This window comes from Pseudomonas sp. S2_A02 (assembly GCF_054668495.1).
This window is the reverse complement of sequence record NZ_CP162776.1, coordinates 4,885,832-4,900,670: the sequence shown is the minus strand read 5'-3', so window position 1 is coordinate 4,900,670 and position 14,839 is coordinate 4,885,832. Positions and strand designations below refer to the sequence as shown.

13 protein-coding genes and 1 pseudogene are annotated in these 14,839 nt (G+C 59.0%); 9 read left to right on the top strand and 5 right to left on the bottom strand.

The window, feature by feature from the left end; translation table 11 throughout:
• The first annotated feature begins 256 nt into the window (after window positions 1–256).
• Window positions 257–1,573, top strand: coding sequence for an MFS transporter (locus AB4O41_RS22490; RefSeq protein ID WP_460144750.1), 1,317 nt, complete (start codon window positions 257–259; stop codon window positions 1,571–1,573).
• 105 nt (window positions 1,574–1,678) lie between these two features.
• Here AB4O41_RS22490 and purT read toward each other — a convergent pair whose 3' ends face one another.
• Complete coding sequence (gene purT / locus AB4O41_RS22485) at window positions 1,679–2,860, bottom strand: formate-dependent phosphoribosylglycinamide formyltransferase (protein ID WP_460144749.1); 1,182 nt, start codon at window positions 2,858–2,860, stop codon at window positions 1,679–1,681.
• Window positions 2,861–2,949: 89 nt separating this feature from the next.
• Window positions 2,950–3,417: a preQ0 transporter gene (locus AB4O41_RS22480; RefSeq protein WP_460144748.1), complete on the bottom strand. Its 468-nt coding sequence runs from the start codon at window positions 3,415–3,417 to the stop codon at window positions 2,950–2,952.
• A 326-nt stretch (window positions 3,418–3,743) separates the two neighbouring features.
• Between AB4O41_RS22480 and AB4O41_RS22475 the strand changes: the two genes are divergently transcribed.
• On the top strand, window positions 3,744–4,715 hold the full coding sequence (locus tag AB4O41_RS22475; protein WP_460144197.1) for an IS110 family RNA-guided transposase: 972 nt from the start codon (window positions 3,744–3,746) through the stop codon (window positions 4,713–4,715).
• A 101-nt stretch (window positions 4,716–4,816) separates the two neighbouring features.
• On the opposite strand, the gene AB4O41_RS22470 is transcribed toward AB4O41_RS22475, so the two are convergent.
• The 3 genes from AB4O41_RS22470 to AB4O41_RS22460 form a co-directional block, all read right to left on the bottom strand.
• On the bottom strand, window positions 4,817–5,032 hold the full coding sequence (locus AB4O41_RS22470; protein WP_460144747.1) for a DUF1289 domain-containing protein: 216 nt from the start codon (window positions 5,030–5,032) through the stop codon (window positions 4,817–4,819).
• Window positions 5,029–5,553 carry a gamma carbonic anhydrase family protein gene (locus AB4O41_RS22465; RefSeq protein ID WP_460144746.1) on the bottom strand — a complete coding sequence of 175 codons (525 nt, stop codon included), beginning with the start codon at window positions 5,551–5,553 and terminating at the stop codon, window positions 5,029–5,031. The genes AB4O41_RS22470 and AB4O41_RS22465 overlap by 4 nt, the downstream gene beginning before the upstream one ends.
• A gap of 68 nt (window positions 5,554–5,621) precedes the next feature.
• On the bottom strand, window positions 5,622–6,221 hold the full coding sequence (locus tag AB4O41_RS22460; protein WP_367372841.1) for a CoA pyrophosphatase: 600 nt from the start codon (window positions 6,219–6,221) through the stop codon (window positions 5,622–5,624).
• Window positions 6,222–6,367: 146 nt separating this feature from the next.
• On the opposite strand from AB4O41_RS22460, the gene AB4O41_RS22455 reads away from it, so the two are divergent.
• From AB4O41_RS22455 to AB4O41_RS22425, 7 genes and pseudogenes are all read left to right on the top strand, one after another.
• Window positions 6,368–6,919, top strand: coding sequence for an NUDIX hydrolase (locus AB4O41_RS22455; RefSeq protein WP_038981700.1), 552 nt, complete (start codon window positions 6,368–6,370; stop codon window positions 6,917–6,919).
• A gap of 66 nt (window positions 6,920–6,985) precedes the next feature.
• Window positions 6,986–7,489: a L,D-transpeptidase family protein gene (locus AB4O41_RS22450; RefSeq protein WP_460144745.1), complete on the top strand. Its 504-nt coding sequence runs from the start codon at window positions 6,986–6,988 to the stop codon at window positions 7,487–7,489.
• Window positions 7,490–7,865: 376 nt separating this feature from the next.
• A complete protein-coding gene (locus tag AB4O41_RS22445) occupies window positions 7,866–9,026 on the top strand; it encodes an efflux RND transporter periplasmic adaptor subunit (protein WP_460144744.1) in 1,161 nt (386 codons plus the stop codon).
• Complete coding sequence (locus AB4O41_RS22440; RefSeq protein WP_460144743.1) at window positions 9,023–12,136, top strand: multidrug efflux RND transporter permease subunit; 3,114 nt, start codon at window positions 9,023–9,025, stop codon at window positions 12,134–12,136. The genes AB4O41_RS22445 and AB4O41_RS22440 overlap by 4 nt, the downstream gene beginning before the upstream one ends.
• Window positions 12,137–12,145: 9 nt before the next feature.
• Window positions 12,146–12,349: pseudogene (locus AB4O41_RS22435) on the top strand (response regulator); the annotation flags it as partial.
• A 158-nt stretch (window positions 12,350–12,507) separates the two neighbouring features.
• A complete protein-coding gene (locus AB4O41_RS22430; protein ID WP_460144742.1) occupies window positions 12,508–12,972 on the top strand; it encodes a hypothetical protein in 465 nt (154 codons plus the stop codon).
• Between the two features lie 203 nt (window positions 12,973–13,175).
• Entirely contained in the window at window positions 13,176–14,669 is a 1,494-nt protein-coding gene (locus AB4O41_RS22425) for a sensor domain-containing diguanylate cyclase (RefSeq protein WP_460144741.1), read from the top strand.
• Window positions 14,670–14,839: the final 170 nt, after the last annotated feature.

The following is a 14,839-nucleotide window of genomic DNA, read 5'->3' as shown; positions in this document are numbered from 1 at the left end:
GCTCAATTACCCTGAAAGAATGCATTCAGCCGTTTGCGGCCGCTACGCACCCGAGCGGGAGCAAGCTCCCTCGCCACAAAAGCCATCGCATCCTCCAAGCCGCTTGTTGAATCATTAGCTGCCTTCCTATAATCAAGCCGCTTACCCAGCCCCGCCATACCCCGTGCTACCCGCACTCTGCGTTAAACCCACATCCCTGGGTATTCGACCATAATAATTCGCTCCACTGGGGCACATGACTGTCAGGGATTACCGCATGACGACCAGCACGACATATACCGAAACCACGCCTGCACAACCAACCAACTCCGCCACCCGAGTAGCCACCGCGAGTTTCATCGGCACGGCCATCGAATTCTACGACTTCTACGTCTATGCCACGGCAGCGGCGCTGGTGATCGGTCCGGTGTTCTTTCCGCAAACCTCCGGCACCGCCCAAATGCTGTCGGCCTTCCTCACCTTCGGTATCGCCTTCCTTGCACGGCCACTGGGTTCGGCGCTGTTCGGCCACTTCGGTGACCGCATCGGGCGTAAATCGACACTGGTCGCCTCCTTGCTGTTGATGGGCGTGTGTACCACGCTGATTGGCGTGCTGCCGGGTTACGAGAGCATTGGCGCCTGGGCGCCGATCCTGCTTTGCGTGCTGCGCTTCGGCCAGGGCCTGGGGCTGGGTGGTGAATGGGGTGGTGCCGCGTTGCTGGCCACGGAGAACGCGCCCAAAGGCAAGCGCGCCTGGTACGGCATGTTCCCGCAACTCGGTCCATCGATCGGGTTTCTGGCGGCGAACGGCCTGTTCCTGACTCTGGCCATGAGCCTCAACGACGAGCAGTTCCGTTCGTGGGGCTGGCGGATTCCGTTCCTGCTCAGTGCCGTGCTGGTGATGGTCGGTCTGTACGTGCGCCTCAAGCTCCACGAAACCCCGGTGTTCGCCAACGCCATGGCTCGTCAGGAACGGGTGAAGATCCCGCTGGTTGAGCTGTTCAGCCAGTACTGGGCGCCGATGCTGCTGGGGGCCGGCTCGATGGTAGTGTGCTACGCGCTGTTCTACATCTCGACAGTGTTTTCGCTGAGTTATGGCGTATCGACGCTCGGCTATACCCGAGAAACCTTCCTCGCCCTGCTGTGTTTCGCGGTGCTGTTCATGGCGGCCGCAACACCGCTGTCGGCTTGGGCGAGTGATCGTTTCGGGCGTAAACCGGTGCTGATCATCGGTGGCGTGCTGGCGATTCTGTCCGGATTCCTGATGGAACCGCTGCTCACCCAAGGCTCGACTTGGGGCGTGGCGCTGTTTCTGTGCATCGAACTGTTTCTGATGGGCGTGACGTTTGCGCCGATGGGCGCGCTGCTGCCAGAGCTGTTTCCGACCCACGTACGCTATACCGGCGCATCGGCGGCCTACAACTTGGGCGGGATTGTCGGAGCCTCGGCGGCACCGTTCTTTGCACAGAAACTGGTGGCGATGGGCGGTTTGAGTTATGTCGGCGGGTATGTGTCGGGGGCGGCGGTGCTGAGCTTGATCGCGGTGCTGTGCCTGAAGGAGACGCGGCATAACGATTTGAATCGGGTAGTCTGACGGGCCGCCATCGCGAGCAGGCTCGCACCCACAGGGACCACGTTCTGTCAGAAAGAATGCGGTTTAATGTGGGAGCGAGCCTGCTCGCGATAGGCGCGCCTCGGTTTAGAGCTCTACAACAACAGCCTGAGAAGCACGGGTCGCTTTCGCACGAGCAGCTTCAATCGACTCATCACGCGCCAACGCCACACCCATCCGACGCTGGCCATTGACCTCTGGCTTGCCGAACAAACGCAATGCAGTATCTGGCTCGCTCAGCGCAGCGCCCAAATTGGCGAATGCGGTTTGAGTCGACTGCCCTTCCACCAGAATCACCGCCGAAGCCGAAGGCCCGAACTGACGGATCAATGGAATCGGCAGGCCCAGGATCGCCCGTGCGTGCAGCGCGAACTGCGACAGGTCCTGGGAAATCAGGGTCACCAGACCGGTGTCATGCGGGCGCGGCGAAACTTCGCTGAACCAGACCTGATCACCTTTGATGAACAGCTCGACGCCAAACAGACCACGGCCACCCAAGGCCTCGGTCACCGCTTTGGCAACGCGCTCGGATTCAGCCAGAGCAACCGGACTCATGGCTTGTGGCTGCCAGGATTCCTGATAGTCGCCCTTCTCCTGACGATGCCCAACCGGCGCACAGAACGTAGTGCCGCCAATGTGACGCACGGTCAGCAGGGTGATTTCGTAGTCGAAGTCGATGAAACCTTCGACGATCACGCGACCTTTACCGGCGCGGCCACCTTCTTGAGCGTAATCCCAGGCCTTCTGCACGTCATCGACGCTGCGCAGCAGGCTCTGGCCTTTGCCCGAGGAACTCATGACCGGTTTGACCACGCATGGGAAACCCAGATCTTCGACAGCCTTGCTGTAGTCCTCGAAGGTGTCGGCGAAGTAGTACGGCGACGTCGGCAAGCCCAGCTCTTCAGCGGCCAGGCGACGGATGCCTTCGCGGTTCATGGTCAACTGTGCGGCGCGAGCGGTCGGGATCACGGTGAAGCCTTCGGATTCCAGTTCCACCAGGGTCGCGGTGGCGATGGCTTCGATTTCCGGCACGATGAAGTGCGGCTTCTCGGCTTCGATCACTGCACGCAGGGCGGCGCCGTCGAGCATGTTGATCACATGGCTGCGATGGGCGACTTGCATGGCTGGCGCATTGGCGTAGCGATCCACGGCAATCACTTCAACGCCCAGGCGTTGCAGCTCGATCACCACTTCCTTGCCCAACTCACCACAGCCACACAGCAATACGCGGGTCGCGGTTGGCGACAATGGAGTTCCGATACGGGTCATCTCAGGTCCTCAAGAAGCGGATCATCGAGGGAAGCGCGCTTCCCATGGGGAGAAAGCGCGGCATTTTACATGAACCTGAGGGTTTGGCTTCAGCTGACGACGGCCTGATTACGCAAGCGCCAGGCCATGATCAGCCACACGACCGTCACACCGGCGAACTTCGAGCCCATGGCGGTGAGGATCACGGCCGGAGTGAAGGCATCGATCATGCCGAAGAAGATGAAGGTGTCGAGCGGGATGCTCAGCGCCGAACTTATCCACAGGCGATCGTGCAATGGACGCTTGGTGATGCTGAACACCAGCCAGTCGATGCACTCCGACACGGCGAATGCGATGGCGCTGGCCAGGGCGATGGAGGGGTCGGAAGTGACGTAGGACAGTATCAACGCCACCAGCATCGCCGCGATCGCGCCGTGACCGAAGCGGGTTTGCACCATGTCGCGCAGCACGAACACCAGCCCACCCCAGGCCGACCAGATGATGTCCAGGTGCGGGGCGCTGGAAAAGGCGTAATTGATCAGCACGACGCTGCTGATGTAGGCGATCAGGAAGAGCATGGGGGTAGGGGATACCTGTCAATTTGGTGCAAAGAGTACTTCAGTCACGCAAAGGCTTAAATCAAAAGATCGCAGCCTGCGGCAGCTCCTTGTATCTCGACTATTGCTCCATCAGGAGCGATAGTTCTCGACTGATCATCGAGGGAGGGACCTGGAAGCCGTGCAGCTCCTTAGGCTTTTTGCCTGTGACGTAGATCGTGCTCCAACCCTCCACACTCACTCGTACAGTTCGAACGGTATCTTGGGCCCGTCTCTGGCGAGAGCCCGCATTCACAAGGTTGGACAGAGTGTAGTGATGATCGCAACTGATCTGATTGGGAGAAGACATGTCCAGTTTCGTCGGCGTCGATGTCGCTAAAAACACCTTTGATATCGCTACACACCTGCCGAATGGCAAGCATAAAACCAAAGCCAAACTGGCGAACGACGCCAAAGGATTCAAAGAGTTTGAAGCCTGGCTGCACAAGCAGGTCGAACCTTCGGCACTGATCGTGATGGAGGCCACCAGTGTCTATCACCTGGCGCTCGCCGAGTTCGTCTACAACAAGGGTTACCGGGTTTGCGTGGTGAATCCGGCCACGACCCATGCCTACGCCGGCAGTGAGTTACGCCGGATCAAAACCGATAAAAGCGACGCCAAGCTGATCGCGGACTTCGCCCGGGAAAAGGATGAAAAGCTTCAGCCATGGGCGCCGGAGCCTCTGAAGTATCGCCAGTTGAAAGCCTTGGTTCGCCGCCTGGATGACCTTCAGGAAATGCAGCAAATGGAGCTCAATCGTCTGGGGGTATCTGACGAAAAGGTCAAAGCCTCAATTAACTCCGTGCTGCACCATATCGAAAAAGAGATCGCTGAAACGCACAAAGCGATCAAAAAACACATCGATGACGACCCGGATATGCGTCAAATGCGCGACTTGATCGTGACCATCGACGGTATCGGGCAGAAAACGCTTGAGCGGCTGCTGGCCGAGCTGGGCGACCTGCGTAAATATGACGATCCTCGCAAGCTGGTTGCTGCTGCTGGGTTGAACCCCAAGCTGCAGGATTCGGGACTGCTCAAAGGCCGTACTGTGATCTCAAAAATCGGCTCAGCGCGCGTGCGGGCAGGCCTTTACATGCCCGGCCTGGTGGCGCTGCAGCACAACAAGGCGATCATGGCCATGAAGGATCGCTTGAAGGCCAACGGCAAGGCCCCCAAGCAGATCATTTGTGCCGCGATGCGCAAGCTGCTGCACTTCGTTTATGGCGTGCTCAAATCGGGCCAGCCTTATGACCCGAAACTTGCGCTTGCTCGGTGAGGTTTAAGACGGTATCTACGAGGGATCGCGTTCATCCGCGAAATCGCGACGAATACCGAATCTGGAGGAGCTGCCGAAGGCTGCGATCTTTTGATCTTCGGTTACTGACCGGGGGTTTTGCCCAACATCCAGATCAACCCACTCGACTTCGCCCGCTCATGACACAACTCCAACACCTTGCGCCGCTCTGCGTTGTCCATCCGGCTCCAGCGGGTGATTTCTTCCACCGTGCGCTGACACCCGGTGCAAATGTCATCCTCATCCAGCGCACAAATGCTCACGCACGGCGACGGGACGGGTCGTTCAATGGTGCTCATTCTTCCTGCTCGACCAGATCGCGGGCATAACGCTGCGAGTTATGCACATAGTGGGCGGCACTGGCTTCGAGCATCCTCTTTTGCGGCTCGGTCAATTCGCGTACGACCTTGCCCGGTGAGCCCATGACCAGCGAACAGTCCGGAATTTCCTTGCCTTCACCGATGAGCGAGTTGGCGCCGATGATGCAGTTCTTGCCGATTTTCGCACCGTTGAGAATCACTGCGTTAATGCCGATCAGGCTGTAATCGCCCACCGTGCAACCGTGCAGCATGGCGTTGTGGCCGATGGTCACGCCGGTGCCGATGGTCAGCGGGTAGCCCATGTCTGTGTGCATGACAGTGCCGTCCTGCACGTTGCTGTTCTTGCCGATCAGGATCAATTCGTTGTCGCCACGCAACACGGCGTTGAACCAGACGTTGGCGCCCTCTTCCAGTTTGACCTTGCCCACCAGCATGGCATTGGGGGCGACCCAGCTCTGCGGATGGGTATCGACGCGGGCGTCGCCCAGGCGGTATTTCATCTTATTGTCCTCAAGGCCAGACTGGCTCACTAACGAAAAGCCGGGGTCACGCCATACGCGCAATGGCTTCAGGTTTTGATAAAACTCTTGGGTGGTTGATGCAGGCTGATTTTCGCGTCATAGAGCAGGTTGATCAACTCGACAATCATGATCGCCGTCAGCCCCCAGATCTTGTACTCGCCATAACGGTAGCTTGGCACGTACCAGCTGTGGCCCTGATAGTCGATGCGGTGGGTATGCTCGCGCGGGTCCTTGCGAAAAAACTCCAGCGGCACGCTGAACACCGCGGCGATCTCGGCATCGTTGGCCAGGTATTCGACGAAATCCGGAATCACACCGACATAGGGCGTGACCTTGATGCCGTGCAGGGAGATCAGTGGGCTCAGCGGGCCGATCACTTCGACCAGCCCCGGCGGCAGGCCGATTTCTTCTTCGGCTTCGCGCAGGGCGGTAAAAATCAGGTCGGGGTCTTCGGGGTCGCGTCGACCGCCGGGGAAGGCGACTTCGCCGCCATGGGTCGAGAGCCCGCTGGCGCGAAGGGTCAGGACCAGTTCCGGTTCGTCACTGCGCGTGATAGGCACCAATACCGCGGCTTCGGGGAAACGTCGGTCGGTTTCCAGCGTACGCGGCGTGTGGTTGCTTACCCGGTGCAGTAGCTCGTCCAGCATGAGTCTTCTCGATCTGTGCCTTACCCTGCATCATGCACCAATCGCACCGGCCGCCCAAGCCCCGAACAGCCTCATGTCGCGAAACGACAACTTGCCGACCGACACCGCTGCACGCCAAGATAGGCGCAGCATTCAGGAACCCAAGCATGAAATTTTGCAGCCAATGCGGCAACCCGGTAACCCAGCGCATTCCCGAAGGCGATTCGCGCCTGCGTTTTGTCTGCGATAGCTGTCATACCATCCATTACCAGAACCCCAATATCGTCGCCGGTTGCGTGCCGACCTGGGGTTCGAAGGTGTTGCTGTGCCGGCGCGCCATCGAGCCACGGCTCGGTTACTGGACCCTGCCCGCCGGTTTCATGGAAAACGGTGAGACCATCGAACAGGCCGCCATTCGTGAGACCGCAGAAGAAGCCTGTGCCCGGGTGCGCAATCTGAGTATCTATACGCTGATCGACGTGCCACACATCAGCCAGGTGCATGTATTCTTTCGCGCCGAACTGGTGGACCTGGATTTTTCCGCGGGGCCCGAGAGCCTGGAAGTGCAACTGTTCGAAGAAGCCGACATCCCTTGGGGCGAACTGGCTTTCCGCACGGTGGGGCGTACCTTAGAATGCTTCTTCGCTGACCGGCGGACCGAGGTCTACCCCGTGCGGTCCGAATCGATCCCGCCGCTGGTCCAGCCTGCCATCATTTAAAGCTTCCTACCCATAAAAGCACCTATAAAATAAATAGTCGCGACACCTCTCAGGGATATCGTTTCAATGCGCTGGTTGCTTGCTTTTTTTTGCTTGTCGTTCGTCGCTGTCACCCAGGCTTCCTCCGTGGAAACGCTGGACGGCAGAGTCATCGAAAAAGTTCTGGTTCTCAAATCAGCCCATCAATTGCAATTGATCAATGATGGCAAGCCGATCAAGACCTATCGCATATCCCTGGGTAAACGCCCCAAAGGGCCGAAGCTGATGGAGGGCGACAAACGCACCCCCGAAGGCTTTTATTGGGTGGACTGGCGCAAGATCAGCGACCGTTTCAACCTGGCGATGCACATCTCCTACCCTAATATCAGCGACTCCGCCCGCGCCCGGCGCGAAGGCGTCGAGCCTGGCGGCATGATCATGATCCACGGCACCCCGGATACCGAAGACAACCCCGAAGACCTGTTCCACACCCTGGACTGGACTGATGGCTGTATCGCTATGCGCAACATGGACATGCGCGAAGTCTGGGGTCTGGTGCCGGACGGCACGATGATCGAGATTCGCCCTTAACGGTTACCTTCAGGCTGGCTAGAACCTTTTGTGGCGAGGGAGCTTGCTCCCGCTGGGCTGCGAAGCGGCCCCAAAGTTCTATCTGAAACCGCATTCGCTAATCGAGGGCCGCGCGCCCCAGCGGGAGCAAGCTCCCTCGCCACAGAAGCATCGCCTTACTTTCCATCCATGCTCTAGCTGCTTCCTTCGGCCGGAATCGAAAAATAAATTCAAAAATCGCAGCCTTCGGCAGGGCCTACAACGGAATCAGCATCAATCCAGAGAGGTCCAAACTGACAGCGCCGTCAGTTACCGGTCACCTTCCTGACGGGCGAACAGGTTTATAAAGGTATAAACCTGACAAAACTCCGACCACTCTGCCCGGCGCCCCACTCGCATGCGAACTCAGAAAAAAAACGCCCTGTTCGCCGCCCTTCTGATCGTCCTGGCAGCGCTGGGCGTGTGGTACGTCGCCAAACCCCCAACGACCAAACTGGCCACCTCCACCGCCATCCCCGTGCGAGTGGTCAGCGTCGCCGAAAAAGACGTGCCCCGCTACGTCAGCGGCATCGGCTCGGTGCTGTCGCTGCATAGCGTGGTCATACGTCCGCAGATCGACGGCATCCTCACCCAATTGCTGGTCAAGGAAGGCCAACGGGTGAACAAAGGTGACCTGCTGGCCACCCTCGACGACCGCTCGATCCGCGCCAGCCTCGACCAGGCCCGGGCGCAACTGGGGGAAAGTCAGGCGCAACTGCAAGTGGCTCAGGTCAACCTCAAACGCTACAAACTGCTGAGCGTCGACGACGGCGTGTCCAAGCAGACCTATGACCAGCAACAAGCGCTGGTCAATCAGCTCAAAGCCACCGCCCAAGGCAATCAGGCCTCGATCGATGCTGCTCTGGTACAGCTTTCCTACACACAGATTCGCTCCCCGGTCACCGGTCGTGTCGGTATTCGCACAGTGGACGAAGGCAACTTCCTGCGCATGACCGACACTCAAGGGTTGTTCACGGTGACCCAGATCGACCCGATCGCCGTGGAGTTTTCCCTGCCGCAGCAAATGCTGCCGACCCTGCAAGGCCTGATCAACGATCCACAGCACACGCCGGTCAAGGCTTACATTGGTGCCGACACCGATGGCGAAACCGGCAACCTGCTGGGCGAAGGTCATCTGACCCTGATCGACAACCAGATCAACGCCAACACCGGGACCATCCGCGCCAAGGCCGAATTCGCCAACACCGCACAGAAACTCTGGCCGGGCCTGCTGGTTACGGTAAAGATTCAGACAGCGCTGGATAAAAATGCGCTGGTGGTGCCGCCCACCGTCGTACAACGTGGCCTTGATCAGCATTTCGTCTATCGGGTCAATGGCGACAAGGTCGAAGTCGTTCAGGTGCAGATGGTTTACCAAGGCAGCGGCCAGGACATCATCAAAGGCGTGAAACCGGGCGATGTACTGGTCAGCGACGGCCAGTCGCGGCTCAAACCAGGCTCGACCGTGCAGGTAGTGACCGACCCACCGCAAGTGGTGCAATCGGAGCCGAAACCATGAAGGGCCATGGCTCGATTTCCGCGTGGTGCATCGATCATCCGGTGGCGACGGTCCTGCTGACCTTTGCCTTGGTGCTGCTCGGTGTCATCGCCTTCCCGCAACTGCCGATTGCGCCACTGCCGGAAGCGGAATTCCCGACCATCCAGGTGGCCGCGCAACTGCCGGGCGCCAACCCAGAAACCATGGCCTCGTCGGTGGCCACGCCGCTTGAAGTGCAATTCAGCGCCATCCCCGGCGTGACCCAGATGACCTCGAGCAGCGCCCTGGGCTCGACCATTCTGACCCTGCAATTCACCCTCGACAAAAGCATCGACACCGCCGCGCAGGAAGTCCAGGCCGCGATCAACACCGCCGCCGGCAAACTGCCCAAAGATATGCCGAACCTGCCGAACTGGAGAAAGGTCAACCCGGCCGACAGCCCGGTGCTGATCCTCAGCATCAACTCGCCGCAAATGCCCGGCACCGAAGTCAGTGACTTGGTGGAAACCCTGCTCGCCCGTCAGATCAGCCAGATCGACGGCGTAGGCAATATCAACATCACCGGTCAGCAACGTCCGGCAATCCGCGTGCAGGCCTCGGCGGACAAACTCGCCGCCATTGGCCTGACCCTGGCGGACATTCGTCTGGCGATCCAGCAGACCAGCCTCAACCTGGCCAAGGGTGCGTTGTATGGCGAGTCGAGCATTTCGACCTTGTCCACCAACGACCAATTATTCCACCCTCAGGAATACGGTCAGCTGATTGTTTCCTACAAGGACGGCGCACCGGTTCATCTCAAGGATGTGGCCAAAGTCGTCAACGGTTCGGAAGACGCCTATATCCAGGCCTGGGCTGACGGTCAGCCGGCGGTGAACCTGGTGATTTTCCGGCAGCCGGGGGCCAACATCGTCGAGACCGTGGACCGTATTCAAGCAGCGCTGCCGACGCTGGAGGCCATGCTGCCGGCCTCGGTGCAGGTCAAGGTGTTGATCGACCGCACCCAGACCATCCGCGCCTCGTTGCATGAAGTGGAAGTCACCCTGCTAATCGCGATCCTGCTGGTGGTGGCGGTGATGGCGCTGTTCCTGCGGCAGTTGTCGGCGACCCTGATCGTGGCGTCGGTGCTCGGTGTGTCGCTGATCGCCAGTTTTGCCCTGATGTACATCATGGGCTTCAGCCTGAATAACCTGACGCTGGTGGCGATCGTGGTGTCCGTCGGGTTTGTGGTGGACGATGCGATTGTGGTGGTGGAAAACATTCACCGCCATCTGGAGGCCGGCGACGGCATGCGCGAGGCCGCGATCAAGGGTGCCGGCGAGATCGGTTTTACCGTGGTCTCGATCAGTTTCTCACTGGTGGCGGCGTTCATTCCGCTGTTGTTCATGGGCGGCGTGGTCGGGCGGCTGTTCAAGGAATTCGCCCTGACCGCCACCTCGACCATCATGATTTCCGTGGTGGTGTCCCTGACGCTGGCGCCGACCCTGGCGGCGTTGTTCATGCGCGCGCCGGTGCATCACGCCCACGGCAAACCGGGTTTCGGCGAACGTTTGCTGGCGCTGTACGAGAAAGGCCTGCGCCGCGCCCTCGCCCATCAGAAATTGATGCTCGGTGTGTTTGGCGTGTCCCTCGGCTTGGCGGTCGCCGGGTACATTTTCATTCCGAAGGGTTTCTTCCCGGTGCAGGACACCGGTTTCGTCCTCGGCACCACCGAAGCGGCGGCGGACATTTCCTACGGCGACATGGTGAAAAAACACCTGGCAATGGCCGAAATCGTCGCCGCCGACCCTGCCGTCGAGACGTTCTCACACTCGGTCGGCGTTTCGGGCAGCAACCAGACTATCGCCAACGGCCGCTTCTGGATCTCTCTGAAAAAACGTGGCGACCGCGATGTGTCCGCCAGCCAATTCATCGACCGGATTCGCCCACAGCTGATGAAAATCCCGGGCATCGTGTTGTACCTGCGCGCAGGGCAAGACATCAACCTCAGCTCCGGCCCGAGCCGTGCGCAATACCAATACGTGCTCAAGAGCAACGACGGTGCACTCCTGAGCACCTGGACCCAGCGCCTGACGGAAAAACTGCGCAGCAACCCGGCGTTCCGCGACATTTCCAACGATCTGCAACTGGGCGGCAGCATCACCCACATCAACATCGACCGCAGTGCTGCGGCGCGTTTCGGCCTGACCGCCAGCGATGTCGATGAAGCGCTGTACGACGCTTTCGGCCAGCGGCAGATCAACGAGTTCCAGACCCAGACCAACCAGTACAACGTGATTCTGGAGCTGGACGCCAAACAGCGCGGCAAGGCCGAAAGCCTCAACTATTTCTACCTGCGCTCGCCGCTGAGCGGGGAAATGGTGCCACTGTCGGCCCTGGCGAAATTCGATGCACCGACTATCGGCCCGTTGTCCATCGCTCACGACGGGATGTTCCCGGCAGCCAACCTGTCGTTCAACCTGGCGCCCGGCGTCGCGTTGGGTGATGCGGTGATCATGCTCAATCAGGCCAAGACCGACATCGGCATGCCGACGGCCATCAGCGGTAATTTCCAGGGCGCGGCCCAAGCCTTCCAGAGTTCGCTGGCCAGCCAGCCATGGCTGATTCTGGCGGCGCTGGTGGCGGTGTACATCATTCTTGGCGTTCTGTACGAAAGCTTCGTGCACCCGCTGACGATCATCTCGACCCTGCCCTCGGCGGGGCTCGGGGCGGTGATCATGCTGTGGATCTGCGGCCAGGATTTTTCGATCATGGCGCTGATCGGGCTGGTGTTGCTGATCGGCATCGTCAAGAAGAATGGCATTCTGATGATCGACTTCGCGCTGGACGCCCAGCGCAACCGTGGCTTGCCGCCGGAAGAGGCGATCTACGAGGCGTGTATGACGCGGTTTCGGCCAATCATCATGACCACCCTCGCCGCCCTGCTTGGTGCCCTGCCGTTGATGCTCGGCTATGGCACCGGCGCCGAACTGCGCCAGCCATTGGGCATCGCGGTGGTCGGCGGCTTGCTAGTGAGCCAGGCGCTGACGCTGTTCACCACGCCGGTCATATACTTGTGGCTTGAGCGGCTATTCCATCGACACGTTCTCCCACCAGCGTCAGCACCGATGTCGGCGCTGACGACCACAGACTGAGGCGGGGTCATGCGCGTTCTGATTATCGAAGACGAAGAAAAAACCGCGGACTATCTGCACCGCGGCCTGACGGAACAGGGTTACACCGTAGACGTGGCTGGCGATGGCGTCGAAGGCCTGCACCTGGCGCTGGAAAGCGACTACGCGGTGATTGTTCTCGACGTCATGCTGCCAGGCCTCGACGGCTTCGGCGTATTGCGTGCACTGCGTGCACCAATCCACTAAGGCAATGTGTGATTTACCACTCGTCAGAAAGGTCAGAAAAGCAGTCCTCTACTGTCAGATCTGACAGTAGCTGAAATCGAGTCGGTCGTATTGAATCCAAAGGAGCGAAGGTAGCCCTGTCTTCCCCTCTTCCAAAGGAGTTCATCATGACAATTGAATCGGCCAACTCGGATAGACAACCGCACGCCAGTGAAGGTTGGGTAGATGTGACTATCGCGTACCACGGGGGGTTCGTATCTGCGATGGTGGAATACCGTGAGTCCCCGTCCGGAAGCCAATCCATCACGCTGTCTGGTCAGACCGAACCTGTGCTAGGCCAATCCAGAGGCATCCAGATTGGCTTCTATAATTCGATTGTGCCAGGGAAATACTCATTACCGACGGAGGATTTTCCTAATCGCTACTACTGCCGTTACTTCACTCAGGATGGCGCTCAGCGAACGAGCTATGAAGCGCTCGCTGGGGCCCTGACAATCCATGATTTCAATAGAGAGCAAGCGTTCGCCACCGGGGAATTCTCTTTTACCGCCAAAATCGACGACGACGCGCCTGAAGAACTCTTCGTGGGTAAATTTGATATTCGATCGATGACGAGAAAAATTAACAACTGACGAGTTAGCTGATGAATACCGGATGATCATCGACTACCGGCTCAATGTCTTCTAAGCTTCCATTAGCAAAAGGCCAGCATGTTTTGCTGGCCTTTTTTTTATCCGGCATTTATACAGGCGCTCCGGACGCGACCGGTTTCTGGGACTCTGCCCGATTTTTGTAAAAGAACTTTCATAACGCCTTATTTGCAGAAGTCAGAACCATGAGTGTGAGCAGTGCGAATTCTCAACATCCGATCCGTTCGACACGATCGGAGCGGCTTTTGGTTCTCAGCAGTTTGTTGTTGGTGATTGCGATATTGAGCATCGTGACCTTCCTGCTGATCCGTGAACGCGCCAACGCCGAATTGTCCGCCGCTCGCGCCGCCAACAATATCGTGCAATTGATCGATGCCGACGTGCTGCGCAATGTCGAACTCTATGATGTGTCCCTATTGGGCTTGATCGCTGCCTCCCAGCGAGAAGACCTCAAGAGCGTTTCTCCAGCCATTCGTCATTTGGCCTATTTCGATCGCGCCACTGCCGCGCCGTACAAGGGCAACATTTTGCTGCTCGACAACAAGGGCGACGTGATCGCCGACTCGGCCTCGGTGGAGCCCAGGCAGGGCAACTATGCCGATCGTGAGTACTTCCAGTCTCACGTGAACAACCCGGACCCGGGCATGTTCATCAGCCCGCCCTTCAGAGCCAGGTCGCCCGAACAGGATTGGCGTATCAGTTTCAGCCGACGGGTGAACGGCTCCCAGGGTGAGTTTCTGGGCGTGGCCGAAGCCGCCATGCGCTTGAGTTACTTCGATCAGTTGTTCAACAGTTTGAGCGTCGGCCGCGACAGCACGGTCAATCTGATCAGCAAGGACGGGACGCTTCTGGCTCAGCAACCACGTCTGGCCGAAGAGCTGATCGGCAAGAACTTCAGTAACCGCCCCAATTTCCAGCGCATCGTCAAAGAAGGCAACGGAAGCTTCACCAGCATGTCCGATCGATACCATGACAAGCGCTTGTACACCTTCTCCAAGGTCGGGAACTTGCCGTTGATCGTCATCGTTGCGTTGTCCAGTGATGAGGTCTTTGCGGCCTGGAAGCGCACCGCTGTGGTGGTCAGCTTTGCGACCATTGCCCTGTGCGTGAGCCTGCTGTGGCTGACCTGGTTGCTCTGCCGGGAATTGCGTCGGCGCCAAAGTGCCGAGCAGGAACTGGCACAACTGGCCGCTACCGACCCATTGACCGGCCTGGCTAACCGCCGAAGCCTGGATCAGGCCCTACGCCATGAATGGTTTCGCGCCCAACGTTCCGGCCTGCCATTGTCAGTGCTGATGATCGATGTCGATCACTTCAAGGCGTTCAACGATCGCCATGGCCATCAGGGCGGCGACGATGCCTTGCGCTGGGTGGCCAAGGTGATCAGCACTCATGTTCGACGGCCCGCGGATCTGGTCGCCCGTTACGGTGGCGAAGAGTTTTCGGTGATCCTGGCTGAAACCGACAGCGCCGGCGCGCAACAGATTGCCGACAACGTCCGCGCATCGGTGGAGGGGTTACCGTTGGTGGGGAGTGATACATCGCCGATTACTGTCAGTATTGGTATCAGCACCTGGACGACGGCAACCGACATCAGCCTGGAGCAGTTGCTGTTTGCGGCGGACAAGGCGCTGTATCAGGCCAAGGAAAACGGGCGGAATCGGGTGGTTGCTACGTAGTGAAATCTGCGTTGTGACGGCCGGCCCCATCGCGGGCAAGCCCGGCTCCCACAGGTTTTGCGGTTGACGCGGATTCGGGCACGACGCATGACCTGTGGGAGCGGGCTTGCCCGCGAAGAGGCCATGACAGACACCAGACCACTTTCCCGCAGCCATAAAAAAAGGCCACC